Raw genomic sequence first — 15077 nt, 5'->3', positions numbered from 1 at the left:
TAGTAGTATATAATTAAAAAAATCAGATTGCAAGCACATGCAATCTGATTTTTCAGTCCAGCTTTTCTCCTTGAAGAACACCCGACTGTTCAAGAAACCTCCGCAATTCAGCATATTCAGGACCACTCCAGAATTCATCATTCTGAATCAATCTCTGCGCATCGTTTCTGGCTACTTCCAGTGCTCTGTAATCATGGATCATGTCAGCTACCTTAAACTCAGGCAGGCCGCTTTGCTTTTTACCGAAAAAGTCGCCGGGACCCCTCAGTTCAAGGTCTTTTTCACTTAATTCAAAACCATCATTCGTTTCTGCCATAATCCGCATACGCTCTTTGCCGACATCTGTTTTCGGGTCTGCAAGCAAAATACAATAGGATTGATCGCTTCCTCTTCCCACACGACCCCTTAACTGGTGAAGCTGGGAAAGGCCGAATCGCTCAGCATCATAGATGACCATCATGGTCGCATTCGGAACATTCACTCCTACTTCCACAACAGTGGTCGATACCAGGACCTGAATTTCATTCCGGCTGAACGCTTTCATCACTTCATCCTTTTCATCTGAATGCAGTCTTCCATGCATAAGACCGACTTTATATCTGTCCTGGAAATAAAATTCAAGCTGTGCATGGACGTCGATTGCATTTTGAACATCCAGCTTATCCGACTCTTCGATAAGAGGACAGATCACGTATGCCTGCCTGCCTTGTGAAAGCTCCTTTTCCATGAAATCAAGCACCCGCTCGAGCTTATCCTGCTTGGCCCAATAAGTTTCTATAGTTTTTCTGCCTGCAGGCATCTCATCTATAATCGAAACATCCATTTCACCAAAAACGGTAATCGCCAAGGTTCTCGGTATAGGTGTAGCAGTCATGAAAAGGACATCGGGGCTCTCGCCTTTTTCACGCAGTACTCTTCGCTGCTGCACCCCGAAGCGGTGCTGTTCATCCGTGATGACCAAACCAAGGTTCTTAAAATTGACTTCATCTTGAATCAATGCGTGAGTCCCGATCAGTACATCGATTTCCCCATCTTCCAGTTTTTGCAGAAGAAGCTTTCTCCGCTTTCCTTTTACCGAACTGGTCAGCAAGGCTGTATTCAAGCCTGCAGGACCAAGAAGTTCATTGAGTGATTCTGCATGCTGCTCTGCAAGAATTTCCGTAGGGACCATCAATGCCCCCTGATACCCTGCAGTGATGCTAGAGAACAAAGCAATGGCAGCTACCACTGTTTTCCCTGAACCCACATCACCTTGCAGGAGCCTGTTCATCCGGTAAGGTGATTTCATATCAGCAGAAATCTCATTTACCACCCTTTTTTGTGCATCGGTAAGCGGGAATGGCAGACTATTGATAAATTCCTTGATTTTTTGTAAATCATAGCTCTGGGAAATACCGTTGGAATGCTCACGCTCGAATTTCCTCAGCGCCTGCATTTTCAGCTGGAACAAGAGGAATTCCTCATATACCATCCTCCGCCGTGCCTGCTTCAAGCTGTTTGGCACATCAGGGAAATGCAGGTTAAAAAGAGCTTCCTTCCTATTTAGGAGTTTATATTGCATCCTGAGTGATTCCGGAATATTCTCTGAGATATCATGGCCGTAGTGATCGAAAGCGGATCTAATGAATTTTCGCAGTGTCTGATTTTTAATCGAGCCCTTCAGGGAGTATACAGGCTCAAAATCCCCTTTTGCAGTGTGAGGACCAAGAGAATACTGCTGCACTGTGATAATCTGCCGGTTTTTATCCCACTTTCCTGTAACGGTAATGGTATCCTGCAGATTTAGCTTTTTCTTTAAATAAGGCTGATTAAAAAAAGTCGCCTGAATAAGGTAACCTCCTGCAAGCAGGCGTACATTCAGGCGCGACTTTTTTCTTCCAAAGAACATCAGGGAAGGGGCAGAGTGGATTTTCCCTTCGACCGTCACCCGTTCCTCATGTTCAGCTTCCGCCAAGTCTTTCAGACGATAATCTTCATACCGGTATGGAACATACTCGATTAAATCTCCTACCGACTGAATATTCATAGAAGCAAGCTGCAATGCTGTTTCATCACCGATCCCTTTGATATCCGATACCGGTATTTGAAATAAATCAGTCACCCTTATTCAATGACACTCCAAATATTTTTGCTTCCAACTCGCGGCCGGTCGGTGTTGCTGCAAGTCCCCCCTGTGCTGTCTCCCTTAATGCAACCGGCATAGTCTGCCCTATTTTATACATTGCATCGATTACTTCATCACATGGGATACGGCTCGTAATGCCTGCCAAAGCCATATCAGCAGCTACCATTGCGTTGGCTGCTCCCATCGCATTTCTTTTCACGCACGGAACTTCAACGAGCCCGGCAACAGGATCACAAACAAGGCCAAGCATATTCTTCAGTGTAATCGCCATCGCCTCTGCACTTTGACTCGGCGTTCCACCGGCAATCTCCACGATTGCAGCTGCTGCCATTCCGGCTGCGGACCCGACTTCTGCCTGGCATCCACCTGCTGCGCCTGAAATCGAAGCATTATTTGCCACTACAAACCCAAATGCCCCTGAAACAAACAGAAAACGAACCATTTCTTCCCTCGTAGGGTTGAGCTTTTCCTTCACCGCAAACAGCGTACCAGGAACCACACCCGCCGAACCGGCAGTAGGTGTTGCACAGATCGTACCCATCGCGGCATTAACCTCATTGGTAGCTACAGCTTTACTGACCGCGTCCAATAAAAATTGACCGGAAAGATAATTGCCTTTTTCAATATACTTTTGAAGAAGGACAGCATCTCCTCCAGTTAGACCTGAATGGGATTTTACCCCTTTAAGCCCTTTCTCGACCGCTTCTTCCATTACGACAAGATTTCTTTCCATTTGGGAGAAAACTTCATCCCATGTTTTGTTCTTATATTCCATTTCCTGTTCAATCATGATATCCGATATTTTCTTATTGCTGCTTTCCGCCAGTTCAATTAATTCTGCTACATTTCGAAACATAATCATGCTCCCTCCTGAGTAAAAATGAAAGCGCTGCCACCTTTTCAGTGATTAACCAGCATCAATCAGCGATCATTGTCACCTGGGTGACATTCGATAATGCTTTTAACTCATCTATGACTTTGTCATCTATATTATTTTGATCAATTTCAATAGTCATCAATGCCATTTTGCCTTTTTCTTTTCTGGACACATCCATATGACCGATATTGATTTCATGTTTGGCGAGCACCTGTGAAACTGCTGCGATTGCTCCGAAGCGGTCTTCGTGCACAACAAGTATTGCCGGATGGTGCCCTGTAAGCTTCAATTCAAAACCGTTAAGTTCTGTCACTTCTATTTTCCCCCCGCCAATGGAGATTCCAACGAGTTCCATTTCACTTTTACCATCTCCGAGCCGGATTCTCGCGGTATTGGGGTGATCGGTCACTGCATCTTCTTCACGGAACCTGATTCTGATCCCCTTTTCCTTTGCAATCTTCAATGAATCTTTTATTCTCTCATCGAATGTATCATAATCCATCAGTCCGCCCACTATGGCAACATCGGTTCCATGTCCTTTATATGTCTTCGCAAAAGATCCATAAAAAGAGATTTCAGCCCACTCGGGGTCTCGTCCAAAAAGATTTCTTGCAACCCTTCCGATCCTGGCTGCTCCCGCAGTATGAGAACTTGAAGGACCAATCATGATAGGCCCGATAATATCAAATACACTTTTATATTTCATTGCCGTCTCCCCTTCCCCAAATATCTATATAATCATCTATCACCATTTGTATACTTCATAGCCCGTCTACTACTTATAATAACATGATTGTTTATTAGTTACATCCGTAACCGCTGCAGCCGGAAAACTTTCCTTACATAAGGAAATAGAAGGGAAACCCCTTCTATTTCTGTTTGGATTATTCAATTGAAAAGATGAAAGAATAGAGCGGCTGCTTGCCGTTATGAACCTCTACTTCCACATCTTCATATTTCTCTTCAACAAAATCCGTCAGAGCTGCAACATCTTCTTCAGATGCATCTTCACCATATAAAATAGTCAGGATTTCTGAGTCTTCGTCAAGCATATCATCCAGGAGGCTCTTTGCTGTTTCCAGACGCTCTTTTCCGGTTACAACAATCTTGCCTTCTGAAATCCCCATAAAGTCATCTTTCTGAATGCTTAGTCCGTCTATATTGGTATCTCTGACCGCAAAAGTAACCTGACCTGTTTTAACATAGCTGGAAGCCTCTGTCATTGATTCCTGGTTTTCAGCTGTACTTACTGATGGGTTAAAAGCAAGTAAAGCAGCCATTCCCTGCGGTACCGTTTTTGTCGGTACAACGACAACATCACCTGATATCACTTCAGCTGCCTGGTTTGCAGCCATGATGATATTTTTGTTATTTGGCAGGATAATGACTTTTTCTGCATAAACTTCTTCCACAGCTTTTACAATGTCTTCAGTACTCGGATTCATCGTCTGCCCGCCTTCAATGACATAGGTTGCACCTATGCTGCGGAACAGTTCAGCAATCCCTTCTCCCATAGAAACAGTGACGATGCCGTATTCTTTCTTTTCCTTGGATTTTTCATTGTTCTGGGCATCTGAATCCAATTGATGAGAAGTTTCATTCATTATCGTACTGTGCTGCTGGCGCATATTCTCGATTTTCATGTTGATCAGACTGCCATAATTTTGGCCGTAGCTTAAGACATCACCTGGCTGTTCGGAATGAATATGTACTTTAGCCAGTTCCTCATCACTGATCACTAGCAGGGAATCCCCAAATGCACTCAAGTCATTGCGGAATTCTTCTTCAGAGAATGTCTTTTTTCCCTCTTCAAACCGAACCATGAATTCTGTGCAATAACCAAATTCAATATCTTCAGTATTCATGAAGCCCTGAACATTCTTATGATGTTCGGCACTCACCATTTCATCCATGGATGGAAGGGAAGTATGTTCGGAGACCTGTTCTCCTTTCAGCTCAGCAAGGAAACCTTCATATACAAGAAGCAGTCCTTGTCCGCCGCTGTCCACTACTCCAACTTCCTTCAATACAGGAAGAAGATCTGGAGTTCTGTTCAATGAAGCCCTCGCTTCTTTCACAATGGCTTCCATCAAGGCAACAATGTCACTCTCGGTTTCAGCAGCACTTACTCCCTTTTTAGCTGCATCCTTGGCCACTGTCAGGATCGTTCCTTCAACAGGCTTCATTACCGCCTTATAAGCAGTTTCCACGCCTGTTTGAAGAGCTGCGGCAAATTCTTCGCTGGTAAGAGAAGATTTATTTTCAATCGCTTTTCCAAAACCTCTGAACAACTGGGAAAGAATTACACCGGAGTTGCCCCTTGCTCCCATCAACAGGCCTTTAGAGAGTGCACCTGCCACCTTGCCAATATGGTCTTGCACATTATTTTGAACTTCCTTGGCTCCGGAAGTCATTGATAAGTTCATATTTGTTCCAGTATCACCATCAGGAACCGGAAATACGTTTAAAGCGTCCACCATCTTTGCATTGGCTGCCAGATTGTTGGCACCCTGGATGACCATTTCCGCAAAACGCTTTCCTTCCAAAGATGTAATTGACACGAATCTTCCTCCTCACTACGGGTTCGTTACTCGAACACCCTGAACAAAAATATTTACTGAATCGACCGCCAAGCCGACGGTTTTGTTAAGAGTATACTTGACCTTTGACTGTACATTGTGAGCGATTTCAGAGATTTTTGTCCCATAACTCACGATGATGTACATATCAATATGTACTTCTTCCTCTTCCTGGCGAACGATAACACCCCGAGTGAAGTTCTCTTTGCGCAAAATATCAGTTAAACCGTCTTTAATTTGATTTTTCGAAGCCATCCCGACAATTCCATAGCAGTCAATGGCGGCTCCGCCTGCGATCATTGCAATGACATCATTAGTTATATCAATTTGCCCGAACTTCGTTTTCATTTCGATGGACATGATTGTTCCCCCTTCTATTACATGCTTGGCTAAAAACATTTTACTATAACTATAATATTTTTAAAAGCTAAAGTGATGTCAAAGGCTGTTTCAATCATTATAAATTCCATTTTCCCCATTAAGTTTTTAACCATTGTTATTAGTATAACCCCTTATTCACAAGGGATTATACATAATTTATTAGATTTTGTGCAGTCGGCCCTCCAGTGCTTGTCGGGCCAGAACAGCGCCTCCCGCTTTTCTGGTGTCCAGCTCCAGGCGCTTGGCCCTCGGGTCACTTCGAAAAAACTCTAAAAATCCAAGTTCGGGATTTTTTGAGTTTTTCCTCCAGTGCCTGTCGGGCCAGAACAGCGCCTTCCGCTTTTCTTGTGTCCGGTTCCGCCGGCTGACTCCTCGAGTCGCTTCGGAAGAACTGTGAAAATCCAAGTGCAGGATTTTCTCAGTTCTTCCTCCAGCGCTTGTCGGCGTCGGACAAGCCGGCTCCACACTTCTATACCGTCAAGTATTTTTTCTTGATATCTTTTTGTAGAAGTGTTGCATTGTTCGAGGTTGTATGATAAATTATTAAAGTATCTTTTATGACTATGTTGAAATGTGAAACAACTGATATTGTTTCAGCTTCTTTTATGAGGAGGGAATACCATGCCAAAAAAATGCGTAGTAACTGGCCGTAAAGCTCGTTCGGGCAACGCTCGCTCCCATGCAATGAACGCTAACAAGCGTACTTGGGGCGCTAACTTACAAAAAGTTCGCATTCTTGTAGATGGAAAACCAAAACGTGTTTGGGTTTCTGCAAGAGCTTTGAAATCTGGTAAAGTTGAACGTGTATAATGTTCATTAAAGAGACATCCTGTTGAGGGGTGTCTCTTTTTCATTTTAATAGACTTACACGTAAAAAACACCCCGGATATCAGGGTGTTTAAACAAGCCCTTATTCTTTTTTAAATGTCCCCAGCATTGCTTTCACCAGTCCGCCCAAAAATTTAGGCAGTTTAATTGTATAGAATTTCATCAACAGTCCCTCCCCGTCAATCTAAAAACCTGTTGTCTCGCTTGAATCGGTAATAGTATATTCAAACGATGAACTTAAGTACGTATTCCTGCATGGGTAAAAATGTAAAATTGCCTAATCATGACTTCTTATCACCATTAATATGCCGCTAGAGAACGAAAAAGTACCAGTTGGCTGAATAAGTTCGTTACTTATACATAGTGTGGATCCGAGGGAAATATTCCTGTTTTGAAGAGGGTACTTGAATCCTGTAAGCGTCAAATCTTCAACATCGGCCGATAAAGGCAGGAATGAAACATACTTGCTTTCATGTTTTTCTTTTAATGTATATTCACCAGGTGGGACGATTTGAACATAATTTTGTTTATCAATGATTTCAATGGTGATAGACGGGTGGAGATTTTCTTTTTTTCCAAGCATTTGGACATTCGCTAAAAAATGATCGATTCTCCCCCCGGTTGCTCCAAAAATCCTGATGGCTCCGGGAGAGTTTTGAATTGCCCAATTCAGGGCGAGCTCCATGTCTGTTTCATCTTTTTCAGGTAAGTATCGGTTGATCTGGTCTACATTCTCTTCAATCAACTTCCATTCATCTTCATTTACGGAATCAAAGTCCCCAAAGGCCATGTCCGGCTTGATTCCATGATGGAGCAAACGGAAAACACCGTGATCGACACCTACCCATATGCTCTTTTCCTCTTTATATCGTTGAAGGTCGGGAATAAATTCTTCCGGTCCCCCGCCAAGAATGTTAATATTCATGGCAGCACCCCTTTCCATTTTTTATTTATGTATCCCCTTTTCATCAGGCTTTAACCACTCCCGAATTAAAGCGGGTAAAAAAAGACCGATATAAAGACGAATCCTTCATACCGGTCTAAGTATTTTCTATTATTCAGCTGCTTTTCGAATGGCAGCAATCGCCTGACCACGGTCTGTTTCGTTGTAAATAGCAGAACCTGCAACCAAAACATTTGCGCCTGCTTCGGTACAAAGTTTTGCCGTTTCAACTGTAACTCCGCCATCCACTTCAATTTCCAGAGCAGGATTGAATTGCTGTGCAAGCTCATGTACTTCACGAATTTTAGGAACAACTGATTGGATGAAGCTCTGGCCGCCAAATCCCGGATTCACTGTCATTAGCAGGACCATATCTAGATCTTCAATCACATGTTTGATCATTTCAACTGGGGTGCCTGGATTCAATACAGCTCCTGCTTTGATTCCGCGTGATTTGATCAATTGAATCGTCCTGTGAAGATGGGGAGTTGCTTCTGCATGGACAGTGATATAATCCGCCCCGGCTTCGACAAAGGCTTCGATATATTGATCAGGATTTTCAATCATTAAGTGTACATCCAGCGGCAGGTCTGTAACCGGCCTGACGGCTTTCACAATCATCGGACCTAAAGTGATATTGGGAACAAAGTGGCCATCCATGACATCAACATGGATATAGTCGGCCCCTCCCGCTTCCACATCCTTGATTTCATCTGCAAGGTTTGCAAAATCTGCTGCTAGAATCGACGGTGCAATTTTAACCATTTCAATACCTCGGCTTTCTATCTTTTATCTCATTATAAAATTGCTGATAGTGCTCATAGCGGAATTCCGGTATCTCTCCATCGTCCACTGCTTTTTTGACTGCACATTTCGGCTCATTAATATGAAAACAGCCACGGAACTTGCATTCATCTGCCTTTGCCGCCATTTCTGGAAAACAAGAAGAAAGCTCTTCAAGTTCCAGTTCACTGAATTCCAAAGAACTGAAACCAGGGGTATCGGCAACGAGGCCATCATCCTCGACTTCAATCAGTTCCACATGCCTGGTGGTATGCTTTCCCCTTCCCAGATGAGTTGAAATGTCACTTGTCTTAAGTTCGAGCTCCGGCCTTAGTGCGTTAAGGAGTGAGGATTTCCCTACGCCCGACTGACCGGCAAAAACTGATATCTTGCCGGAAAGATAGGGCTTAAGGGCAGATAACCCTTCTTCTGTTTTGGAAGAGGTCACAACTACCTCATATCCAAATGAACGATACTGTTCGACATATCCAGAAATAGCTTCTCTCTCTGAGTCACTCACTAAATCCATCTTGGTGATACAGATCAAAGGTTCTATCCCTTTGCTTTCAACAAGGACCAGGAACCTGTCCAGGAGGGCTGTACTAAAATCGGGTTCCACGGCTGAAAACACCAGGATGGCCTGGTCCACGTTGGCAATCGGGGGTCTCACTAATTCGTTTTTTCTTTCAAAGACTTCGAGGATATAGCCCTCCTGTTCATTTTCCGATTGAAAACTGACATGATCGCCAACAAGAGGGGTCACCTTATTTTTGCGGAAGACTCCCCTTCCGCGGCACTGGGTTATTTCATCATTGCTGAGAACATAATAAAATCCGCTGAGTGCTTTTATGATTTTGCCTTCTGGCATAACTAGCCTCCTTGAATTACTCTTCTTCTGTGTCAGGATATGGGACGGTGGTTTCAGGAATAAACACCTCTCCATTTACAACCACTTTATACTTTGCAGTTTTCCCATCTTCAATCATGAGCTCTATAGAATCTTTCCAATCTTCATATATACCAAAGGTATGTTCAGCCTCATCCATATAACTATCCATATCTTCAATATAGATTTCAACATTCTGAGGTTTCCCTTCCTCATCGGGTTCATATGGAATGGTGATTTCTTGCTTTACAGTTCTAGGCGGGAGAGGTTTTTTTCCTTTTGAAATTATAACCTTTACCTTGTCACCTTCTACCATCTGTGTGCCAGCTTCAGGGTCCTGGGAGATGACTTGTCCTTCAGGGACTTCCTCAGAATATTCTTCTGAAATGTCAATTACCAACCCGCTGAAGTCCTCATACAGATTAAGACTTTGTTGATTCAATTCCGAAAGGTCTTTTAATTCGAAGGTTACAGGACCTTTACTCACAGTAAAAGTAACCACCGTTTCATCCGGTATCACTTCCGAATCAGGAGATGGGTCCTGTCCAAGTATTGTTCCAGGCTCCATATCAGAATTGCTTTCATCCTTCTCCACTGCTTTAAAGCCAAGTTCTTTCAACTCTTCTGCAGCTTCTGTGTAAGATTCCTCGGAATAATCCTTGATCTTTACCCGTTTTTTTCCGGAACTGACATAAAGGTTGACTTCACTTCCCTCATTGAGTGTCCTTCCTGCTGCAGGGTTCGTCTTGATGACATGGTCAGCTGGAACCTCCTCATTCGCCTGCTCAAAGGAATCACCGATTAGGAATCCTTCCCTGACCAGGATTTCAACTGCTTCTTCCTGTGTTTTCCCGGTCACATCCGGTAGCACCACTTCTTTAGGGCCCAGCATATCCGGAAGTACCGTTACAGCCAGTACCCCGAGCAATGCCAGGAAAAAGAAAACACCGATAATGATTGCCGGCCACTTTTTCTTCTTTTTGGCTGGTTTATCATCATTTGCTTTATCATTTGGAATCGTCCCTGCCGCCTCAGATCCATTTTTATCATGAACGATTGTATGTTCGATATTGGAATAGGGACGTTCATCCGTTATGACCGGAATTGCCTTTGTAGCATCCATATCTTCTTCAATGGAGAATTTCGGTTCATCGAGACGTTCCGGGTCAAGAGCGGTTCTCAGCTCTTCTTCAATTTCTTCCACTGAGTCATAGCGCTGAAACGGGTCTTTTGCAGTAGCTTTCAGAACGATATTCTCCACACTCTGCGGAATATCCTGATTCCACCTTCTTAGGGACGGTGTTTCGGACTGCAGGTGTTTTAACGCGATAGAAACTGCAGATTCTCCTGAAAACGGGAGCCGGCCGGATAACAGTTCGAACATGACAATACCAAGAGAGTAGATATCGGACTTCCTAGTCGCCATTCCTCCCCTTGCCTGTTCAGGTGATAGGTAATGAACAGAACCAAGAACTGAATTCGTTTGGGTGATCGAAGTGGCGCTCAAAGCCATGGCAATTCCAAAGTCAGTGATCTTCACTGTGCCATCATAATCGATCAAAATGTTCTGCGGTTTGATATCTCTATGGACGATATGATTTTGATGCGCATGAGAAATTGCCGAGGCCAGCTGGCGCATAATATCGATCGTTTTTTCAATGGATATCGGGGAATGCTTCTGTATGTATTGTTTTAAAGTCATCCCGTTAACATATTCCATTACGATATAGTAAATATCATCTTCTTCCCCTACATCATATATACTTACAATGTTAGGATGCGCAAGGCTCGTGGCTGACTGTGCTTCACGCTGGAACCTCTTGATGAACTCTTCTTCATTGGCAAAATCGAGACGCAGCATTTTGATTGCTACTTCGCGGTCAAGGATCATATCCTTGGCAAGGTATACATTGGCCATACCTCCGCCGCCAATCATCTCGACAATCTTATACCTGCCGCTGATTCTTTTACCGTTTAACATAAAGCTCACCCGTTTCTGCTTTCAGGTGTATACTTTACGATTGCCAATGAAATATTATCTTCGCCGCCATTCTCATTTGCCAGCGAAATGAACTGCTTGCCCGCCTGATCAAGATCATCACTATTGGTAAGGATCTCTTTCATTTCCTCCTCAGAGACCTTATTCGATAACCCGTCGGAACAAAGCAGGATCAGATCTTCTTCTTCAAAAATGATGGTCCTGGTGTCCATCTCCACTTTTTCTTCTGTACCAAGGGCCCGCAGAAGCACATTCTTGCGGGGGTGATGCTCAGCATCTTCCTTGGAAATTTGTCCGCTTCTTACCAGTTCATTGACAAGTGAGTGATCTTCAGTCAGCTGACTGAAGCCGCTTTCGTTGAAGATATAGCCTCTGCTGTCCCCTATGTTGACAATGGTGGCGAAATTTTCAGTGCATATAGCTGCCACAACTGTCGTACCCATTCCTTCGCAATCCGTGTTGGACTTGGAATGCTGATAGACATTAAGATTGATTTCTTTGATTTTATCCTGCAGCCATTTTTCAGCCTGTTCTGCAGTGGTAATTTTGCCTTCTGCTTTCCATAGTTCTTCAAACCTATTGATTGTCATTGAGCTGGCGACATCTCCAGCACGATGACCGCCCATTCCATCAGCAACCACCGCCAGGCAGTCACCTTCTTTATTGCTGAAGACACCTACACTATCTTCATTATGCTGTCTGACTTTCCCCTTATCTGTATAGTGTACAGATTTCATTTGGGCCACCTCTTTTCTTCATTGCCATGTTGAAGAAAGCGGGACAACTTCATCAAGGAATTGACCCGCTTCGACATTTTTTCACCGGCATAAATTACATTTACGACTTTTACACCTGTTTCTCCTTGTAATTGTCAGCTTTTCCTTTGAAAAGAAAACAACTTTGTTTATTATTTATAAATCCTTTTTGAAGCAGGAGATAAAGAAGCCATCACCGCCAAAATCCTGAGGGAAAACTTGAAGCATGTGTCCATCTGTGAACGGCTGTACCGTTTCAGGCAGATGGTTCAACTCATACGGTTGGAAATTTGTATTTTCCTTTAGGAATTCCTTTACAGTCCCTTGATTTTCTTCCCTATCCACCGTACATGTACTGTAGACGAGGAGTCCGCCTTTTTTCAGCAGCGGAGAGACCGCTTTTAAAATTTGAAGCTGAATGTTTTGAAGAGAACCCAAGTCACTTTCACTCTTAGTGTACTTGATATCCGGTTTTCTCCTTAAAACACCCAGCCCAGAACATGGAGCATCCACAAGGATACGGTCAAAGCTTTCCGGTTCGAAAAGTTCGCCGGCAGTACGGCTGTCATGTGCCTTTGACTCTATATTGCCAAGACCTAGTCTTGAAGCATTTTCATTGATCAACTTGATCTTGTGCTTATGCAGGTCTAGAGCAAATACCTTGCCTTCGCCGCCCATCAATTCAGCAATGTGAGTTGTTTTTCCGCCAGGAGCGGCACAGGAATCCAGGACAGTGAATCCAGCCTGTACATCCAGGCTGTGTCCAACAAGCATCGAACTTTCATCCTGTATCGTCATTAATCCTTCTTTAAACGCATTCGTCTTGGCAAGATTGCCTTTCAAAGAAACAATCGCATTGGGAACGATCTTGCTTTTCTGAACAGATAACCCTTCTTCTGAAAGTGCAGCCATCAATTCATCAAGACTGGTTCTTAACGTATTGACCCTTGCAGTTTGAAGCGGCGCAGTGATATTTGTTTCGCACATCTCCCTGGTTTTTTCAATACCGAACTGCTCTGTCCATCTTTTGACCAGCCAATGGGGATGGCTTGTTTCTATCGCAAGGCGTTCTACCGGATCTTCTATGGTGTCAATAGACGGAACCCCTTTTCTCTGAATGGAGCGCAAAATCCCGTTAACCATACTGGCAATCCCCTTATGGCCCCTTCTTTTCCCAATTTCTACCGCTTCAAATAATACAGCACGGTCGGGTATCTTATCCAAATAGATCATTTGATATAAGGACAGCCTGAGAAGCTGGCGCACCCAGCTTTCGATTTTTTTATTGATAAATGGAGCAAGGTAGAAATCCAGTGTCATTCTCCTCTGTATGGTCCCATATGTAAGCTCTGTCAATAATCCTGTATCCGGTCCTTTGATTCCATACTTTTCAATGGCATGGTTCAATAAAAGGTTACTGTAAGACTGATTCTTTTCAACGGACTCCAAAACATCCAGGGCTGCCTCGCGGACAGTCTTCTTCGCCTTACTCATTTTCTTCTCCGAGCTTCATGCCTCTTTTTATGAAAGAGCCAGCACCCCTCAAGTAATCCTTGGCACTCATCCGCTTCTTGCCTGATGGCTGCAGCTCAGTGATTTTAATAGAAGTTGTACTGCCAGTCGCTACCACAATTCCATCCTCTTCGACAGCCGTAATTTCACCCGGGGTACCTTCAGGACCTTGTACTTTTTCACTCCACCAAACCTTAAGAACTGACCCATCAAGTGAAGTATAAGCTACAGGCCAAGGGTGCATGCCGCGAACATGATTGTAAATTTCTTCTCCTGGCTTGGCCCAATCGATTTTCTCTTGTTCACGCTTGATATTCCATGCAAACGTCGCCTTGCTCTCATCCTGCTTCTGAGGAGAGATTTCACCGTTCAATAGAGCCGGAAGTGTTTCAATCAACAATTTCGCCCCGGCCTCGCTTAACTTATCATGCAGCGTGCCGACATGGTCTTTTTCATCAATCTCTACTTCCACTGAGCTGATCATGTCGCCGGCATCAAGTTTTTCCACCATGTACATGATAGTCACGCCTGTGGTTTTCTTTCCTTGGATGATTGAATAGTGAATGGGAGCTCCTCCGCGCAGTTCCGGCAACAGGGAAGCGTGGACATTGATGCAGCCATACTGAGGCGCTTCCAATAATTCTTTTGGAAGGATTTGTCCAAAGGCGGCTGTAACGATCAAGTCGGGTTTCAAATCAAGAACTTTTTCAAGTTCTTCTTTCTCCCTGATTTTCTCCGGCTGATAAACAGGGATGCCTTGCTTTTCCGCTTCTACTTTAACAGGCGGCGGCGTCATTACTCTCTTTCTTCCAACCGGGCGGTCAGGCTGTGTCACCACACCGATTACCTCATAGCCATTACTGATTAACTTCTGCAGTACGGGTACTGAAAATTGGGGTGTTCCCATAAAAACAATTTTGGTCATTCGCTTTCATACCTTTCAAGTTCATCTTCTTCAATATATCTAAGCACTTTGGAAGTGAATAAAACACCATGTAAATGATCAATTTCATGTAATATGGCCCTCGCCAGGAAACCTTCCGCTTCAACCAGCATGCTGCGGCCTTTTCGATCCTGGAAGGTCACCTTCACATACTCAGGCCTTGAAACTTCCCCATAAAGGTTCGGGAAGGACAGGCAGCCTTCCAAGTCTGTTTGTTCCCCTTTCACCTCGAGGACTTCAGGGTTAATCATTTCAATTGTGCCCGTTTCATCTCCGATATCGACAATGGCGACAGAAATATCTTTTCCTACCTGCGGCGCGGCAAGCCCCACCCCGTCAGCGGCAATCATCGTCTCATACATATCATCAAGAAACTTTCTCAATTTCTTATCAAAAACCGTAACGTTTCTGCACTCTACCTCCAGTATTTCATTAGGATAGGTGACAATCGGTAAAATAGCCAAAA

At 43.9% G+C, this 15077-nt stretch carries 15 protein-coding genes; 1 reads left to right on the top strand and 14 read right to left on the bottom strand.

Annotated features, from left to right (window positions below):
- Window positions 1-52: 52 nt before the first annotated feature.
- The 5 genes from recG to ACOJQI_RS07620 all read right to left on the bottom strand — a co-directional run bounded on the left by recG (window position 53) and on the right by ACOJQI_RS07620 (window position 5941).
- Entirely contained in the window at window positions 53-2101 is a 2049-nt protein-coding gene (gene recG / locus ACOJQI_RS07640) for an ATP-dependent DNA helicase RecG (RefSeq protein ID WP_421384536.1), read from the bottom strand.
- Window positions 2094-2981, bottom strand: a complete 888-nt coding sequence (sdaAA, locus tag ACOJQI_RS07635) for an L-serine ammonia-lyase, iron-sulfur-dependent, subunit alpha (protein WP_421384535.1) — start codon at window positions 2979-2981, stop codon at window positions 2094-2096. Before sdaAA ends, recG begins: the two co-directional genes overlap by 8 nt.
- Before the next feature lie 61 nt (window positions 2982-3042).
- The gene (gene sdaAB / locus ACOJQI_RS07630; protein WP_421384534.1) at window positions 3043-3708 is read right to left on the bottom strand and encodes an L-serine ammonia-lyase, iron-sulfur-dependent subunit beta; all 666 of its coding nucleotides are present in this window, start codon (window positions 3706-3708) and stop codon (window positions 3043-3045) included.
- Between the two features lie 178 nt (window positions 3709-3886).
- Window positions 3887-5563 carry a DAK2 domain-containing protein gene (locus tag ACOJQI_RS07625; RefSeq protein WP_421384533.1) on the bottom strand — a complete coding sequence of 559 codons (1677 nt, stop codon included), beginning with the start codon at window positions 5561-5563 and terminating at the stop codon, window positions 3887-3889.
- A 15-nt stretch (window positions 5564-5578) separates the two neighbouring features.
- The gene (locus tag ACOJQI_RS07620; protein WP_119545922.1) at window positions 5579-5941 is read right to left on the bottom strand and encodes an Asp23/Gls24 family envelope stress response protein; all 363 of its coding nucleotides are present in this window, start codon (window positions 5939-5941) and stop codon (window positions 5579-5581) included.
- Between the two features lie 642 nt (window positions 5942-6583).
- Here ACOJQI_RS07620 and rpmB point away from each other — a divergent pair.
- A complete protein-coding gene (gene rpmB, locus ACOJQI_RS07615; RefSeq protein WP_100330870.1) occupies window positions 6584-6772 on the top strand; it encodes a 50S ribosomal protein L28 in 189 nt (62 codons plus the stop codon).
- 100 nt (window positions 6773-6872) lie between these two features.
- On the opposite strand, the gene spoVM is transcribed toward rpmB, so the two are convergent.
- From spoVM to def, 9 genes are all read right to left on the bottom strand, one after another.
- A complete protein-coding gene (gene spoVM / locus ACOJQI_RS07610) occupies window positions 6873-6953 on the bottom strand; it encodes a stage V sporulation protein SpoVM (protein ID WP_006837352.1) in 81 nt (26 codons plus the stop codon).
- Between the two features lie 114 nt (window positions 6954-7067).
- Window positions 7068-7715 (bottom strand): thiamine diphosphokinase, encoded by a 648-nt coding sequence (locus ACOJQI_RS07605; RefSeq protein WP_421384531.1) that lies wholly within the window; start codon window positions 7713-7715, stop codon window positions 7068-7070.
- A gap of 129 nt (window positions 7716-7844) precedes the next feature.
- Window positions 7845-8498, bottom strand: a complete 654-nt coding sequence (rpe, locus tag ACOJQI_RS07600) for a ribulose-phosphate 3-epimerase (RefSeq protein WP_421384529.1) — start codon at window positions 8496-8498, stop codon at window positions 7845-7847.
- Window position 8499: 1 nt separating this feature from the next.
- A complete protein-coding gene (rsgA, locus tag ACOJQI_RS07595) occupies window positions 8500-9384 on the bottom strand; it encodes a ribosome small subunit-dependent GTPase A (RefSeq protein WP_421384527.1) in 885 nt (294 codons plus the stop codon).
- 16 nt (window positions 9385-9400) lie between these two features.
- Window positions 9401-11383, bottom strand: a complete 1983-nt coding sequence (pknB, locus tag ACOJQI_RS07590) for a Stk1 family PASTA domain-containing Ser/Thr kinase (protein ID WP_421384526.1) — start codon at window positions 11381-11383, stop codon at window positions 9401-9403.
- Between the two features lie 5 nt (window positions 11384-11388).
- Window positions 11389-12138: a Stp1/IreP family PP2C-type Ser/Thr phosphatase gene (locus ACOJQI_RS07585; protein WP_421384524.1), complete on the bottom strand. Its 750-nt coding sequence runs from the start codon at window positions 12136-12138 to the stop codon at window positions 11389-11391.
- Between the two features lie 174 nt (window positions 12139-12312).
- Entirely contained in the window at window positions 12313-13650 is a 1338-nt protein-coding gene (gene rsmB, locus ACOJQI_RS07580; RefSeq protein WP_421384523.1) for a 16S rRNA (cytosine(967)-C(5))-methyltransferase RsmB, read from the bottom strand.
- On the bottom strand, window positions 13643-14593 hold the full coding sequence (gene fmt / locus ACOJQI_RS07575) for a methionyl-tRNA formyltransferase (protein WP_421384521.1): 951 nt from the start codon (window positions 14591-14593) through the stop codon (window positions 13643-13645). The genes rsmB and fmt overlap by 8 nt, the downstream gene beginning before the upstream one ends.
- Window positions 14590-15075, bottom strand: a complete 486-nt coding sequence (def, locus tag ACOJQI_RS07570; protein ID WP_421384519.1) for a peptide deformylase — start codon at window positions 15073-15075, stop codon at window positions 14590-14592. Before def ends, fmt begins: the two co-directional genes overlap by 4 nt.
- Between the last annotated feature and the right edge of the window lie 2 nt (window positions 15076-15077).

Source organism: Bacillus salacetis (assembly GCF_049177075.1).
Classification (GTDB): Bacteria; Bacillota; Bacilli; order Bacillales; family Bacillaceae_B; genus Rossellomorea; species Rossellomorea salacetis_A.
The sequence above is the reverse complement of the archived record's forward strand: the minus strand, read 5'-3'. Positions and strand labels throughout refer to the sequence as shown.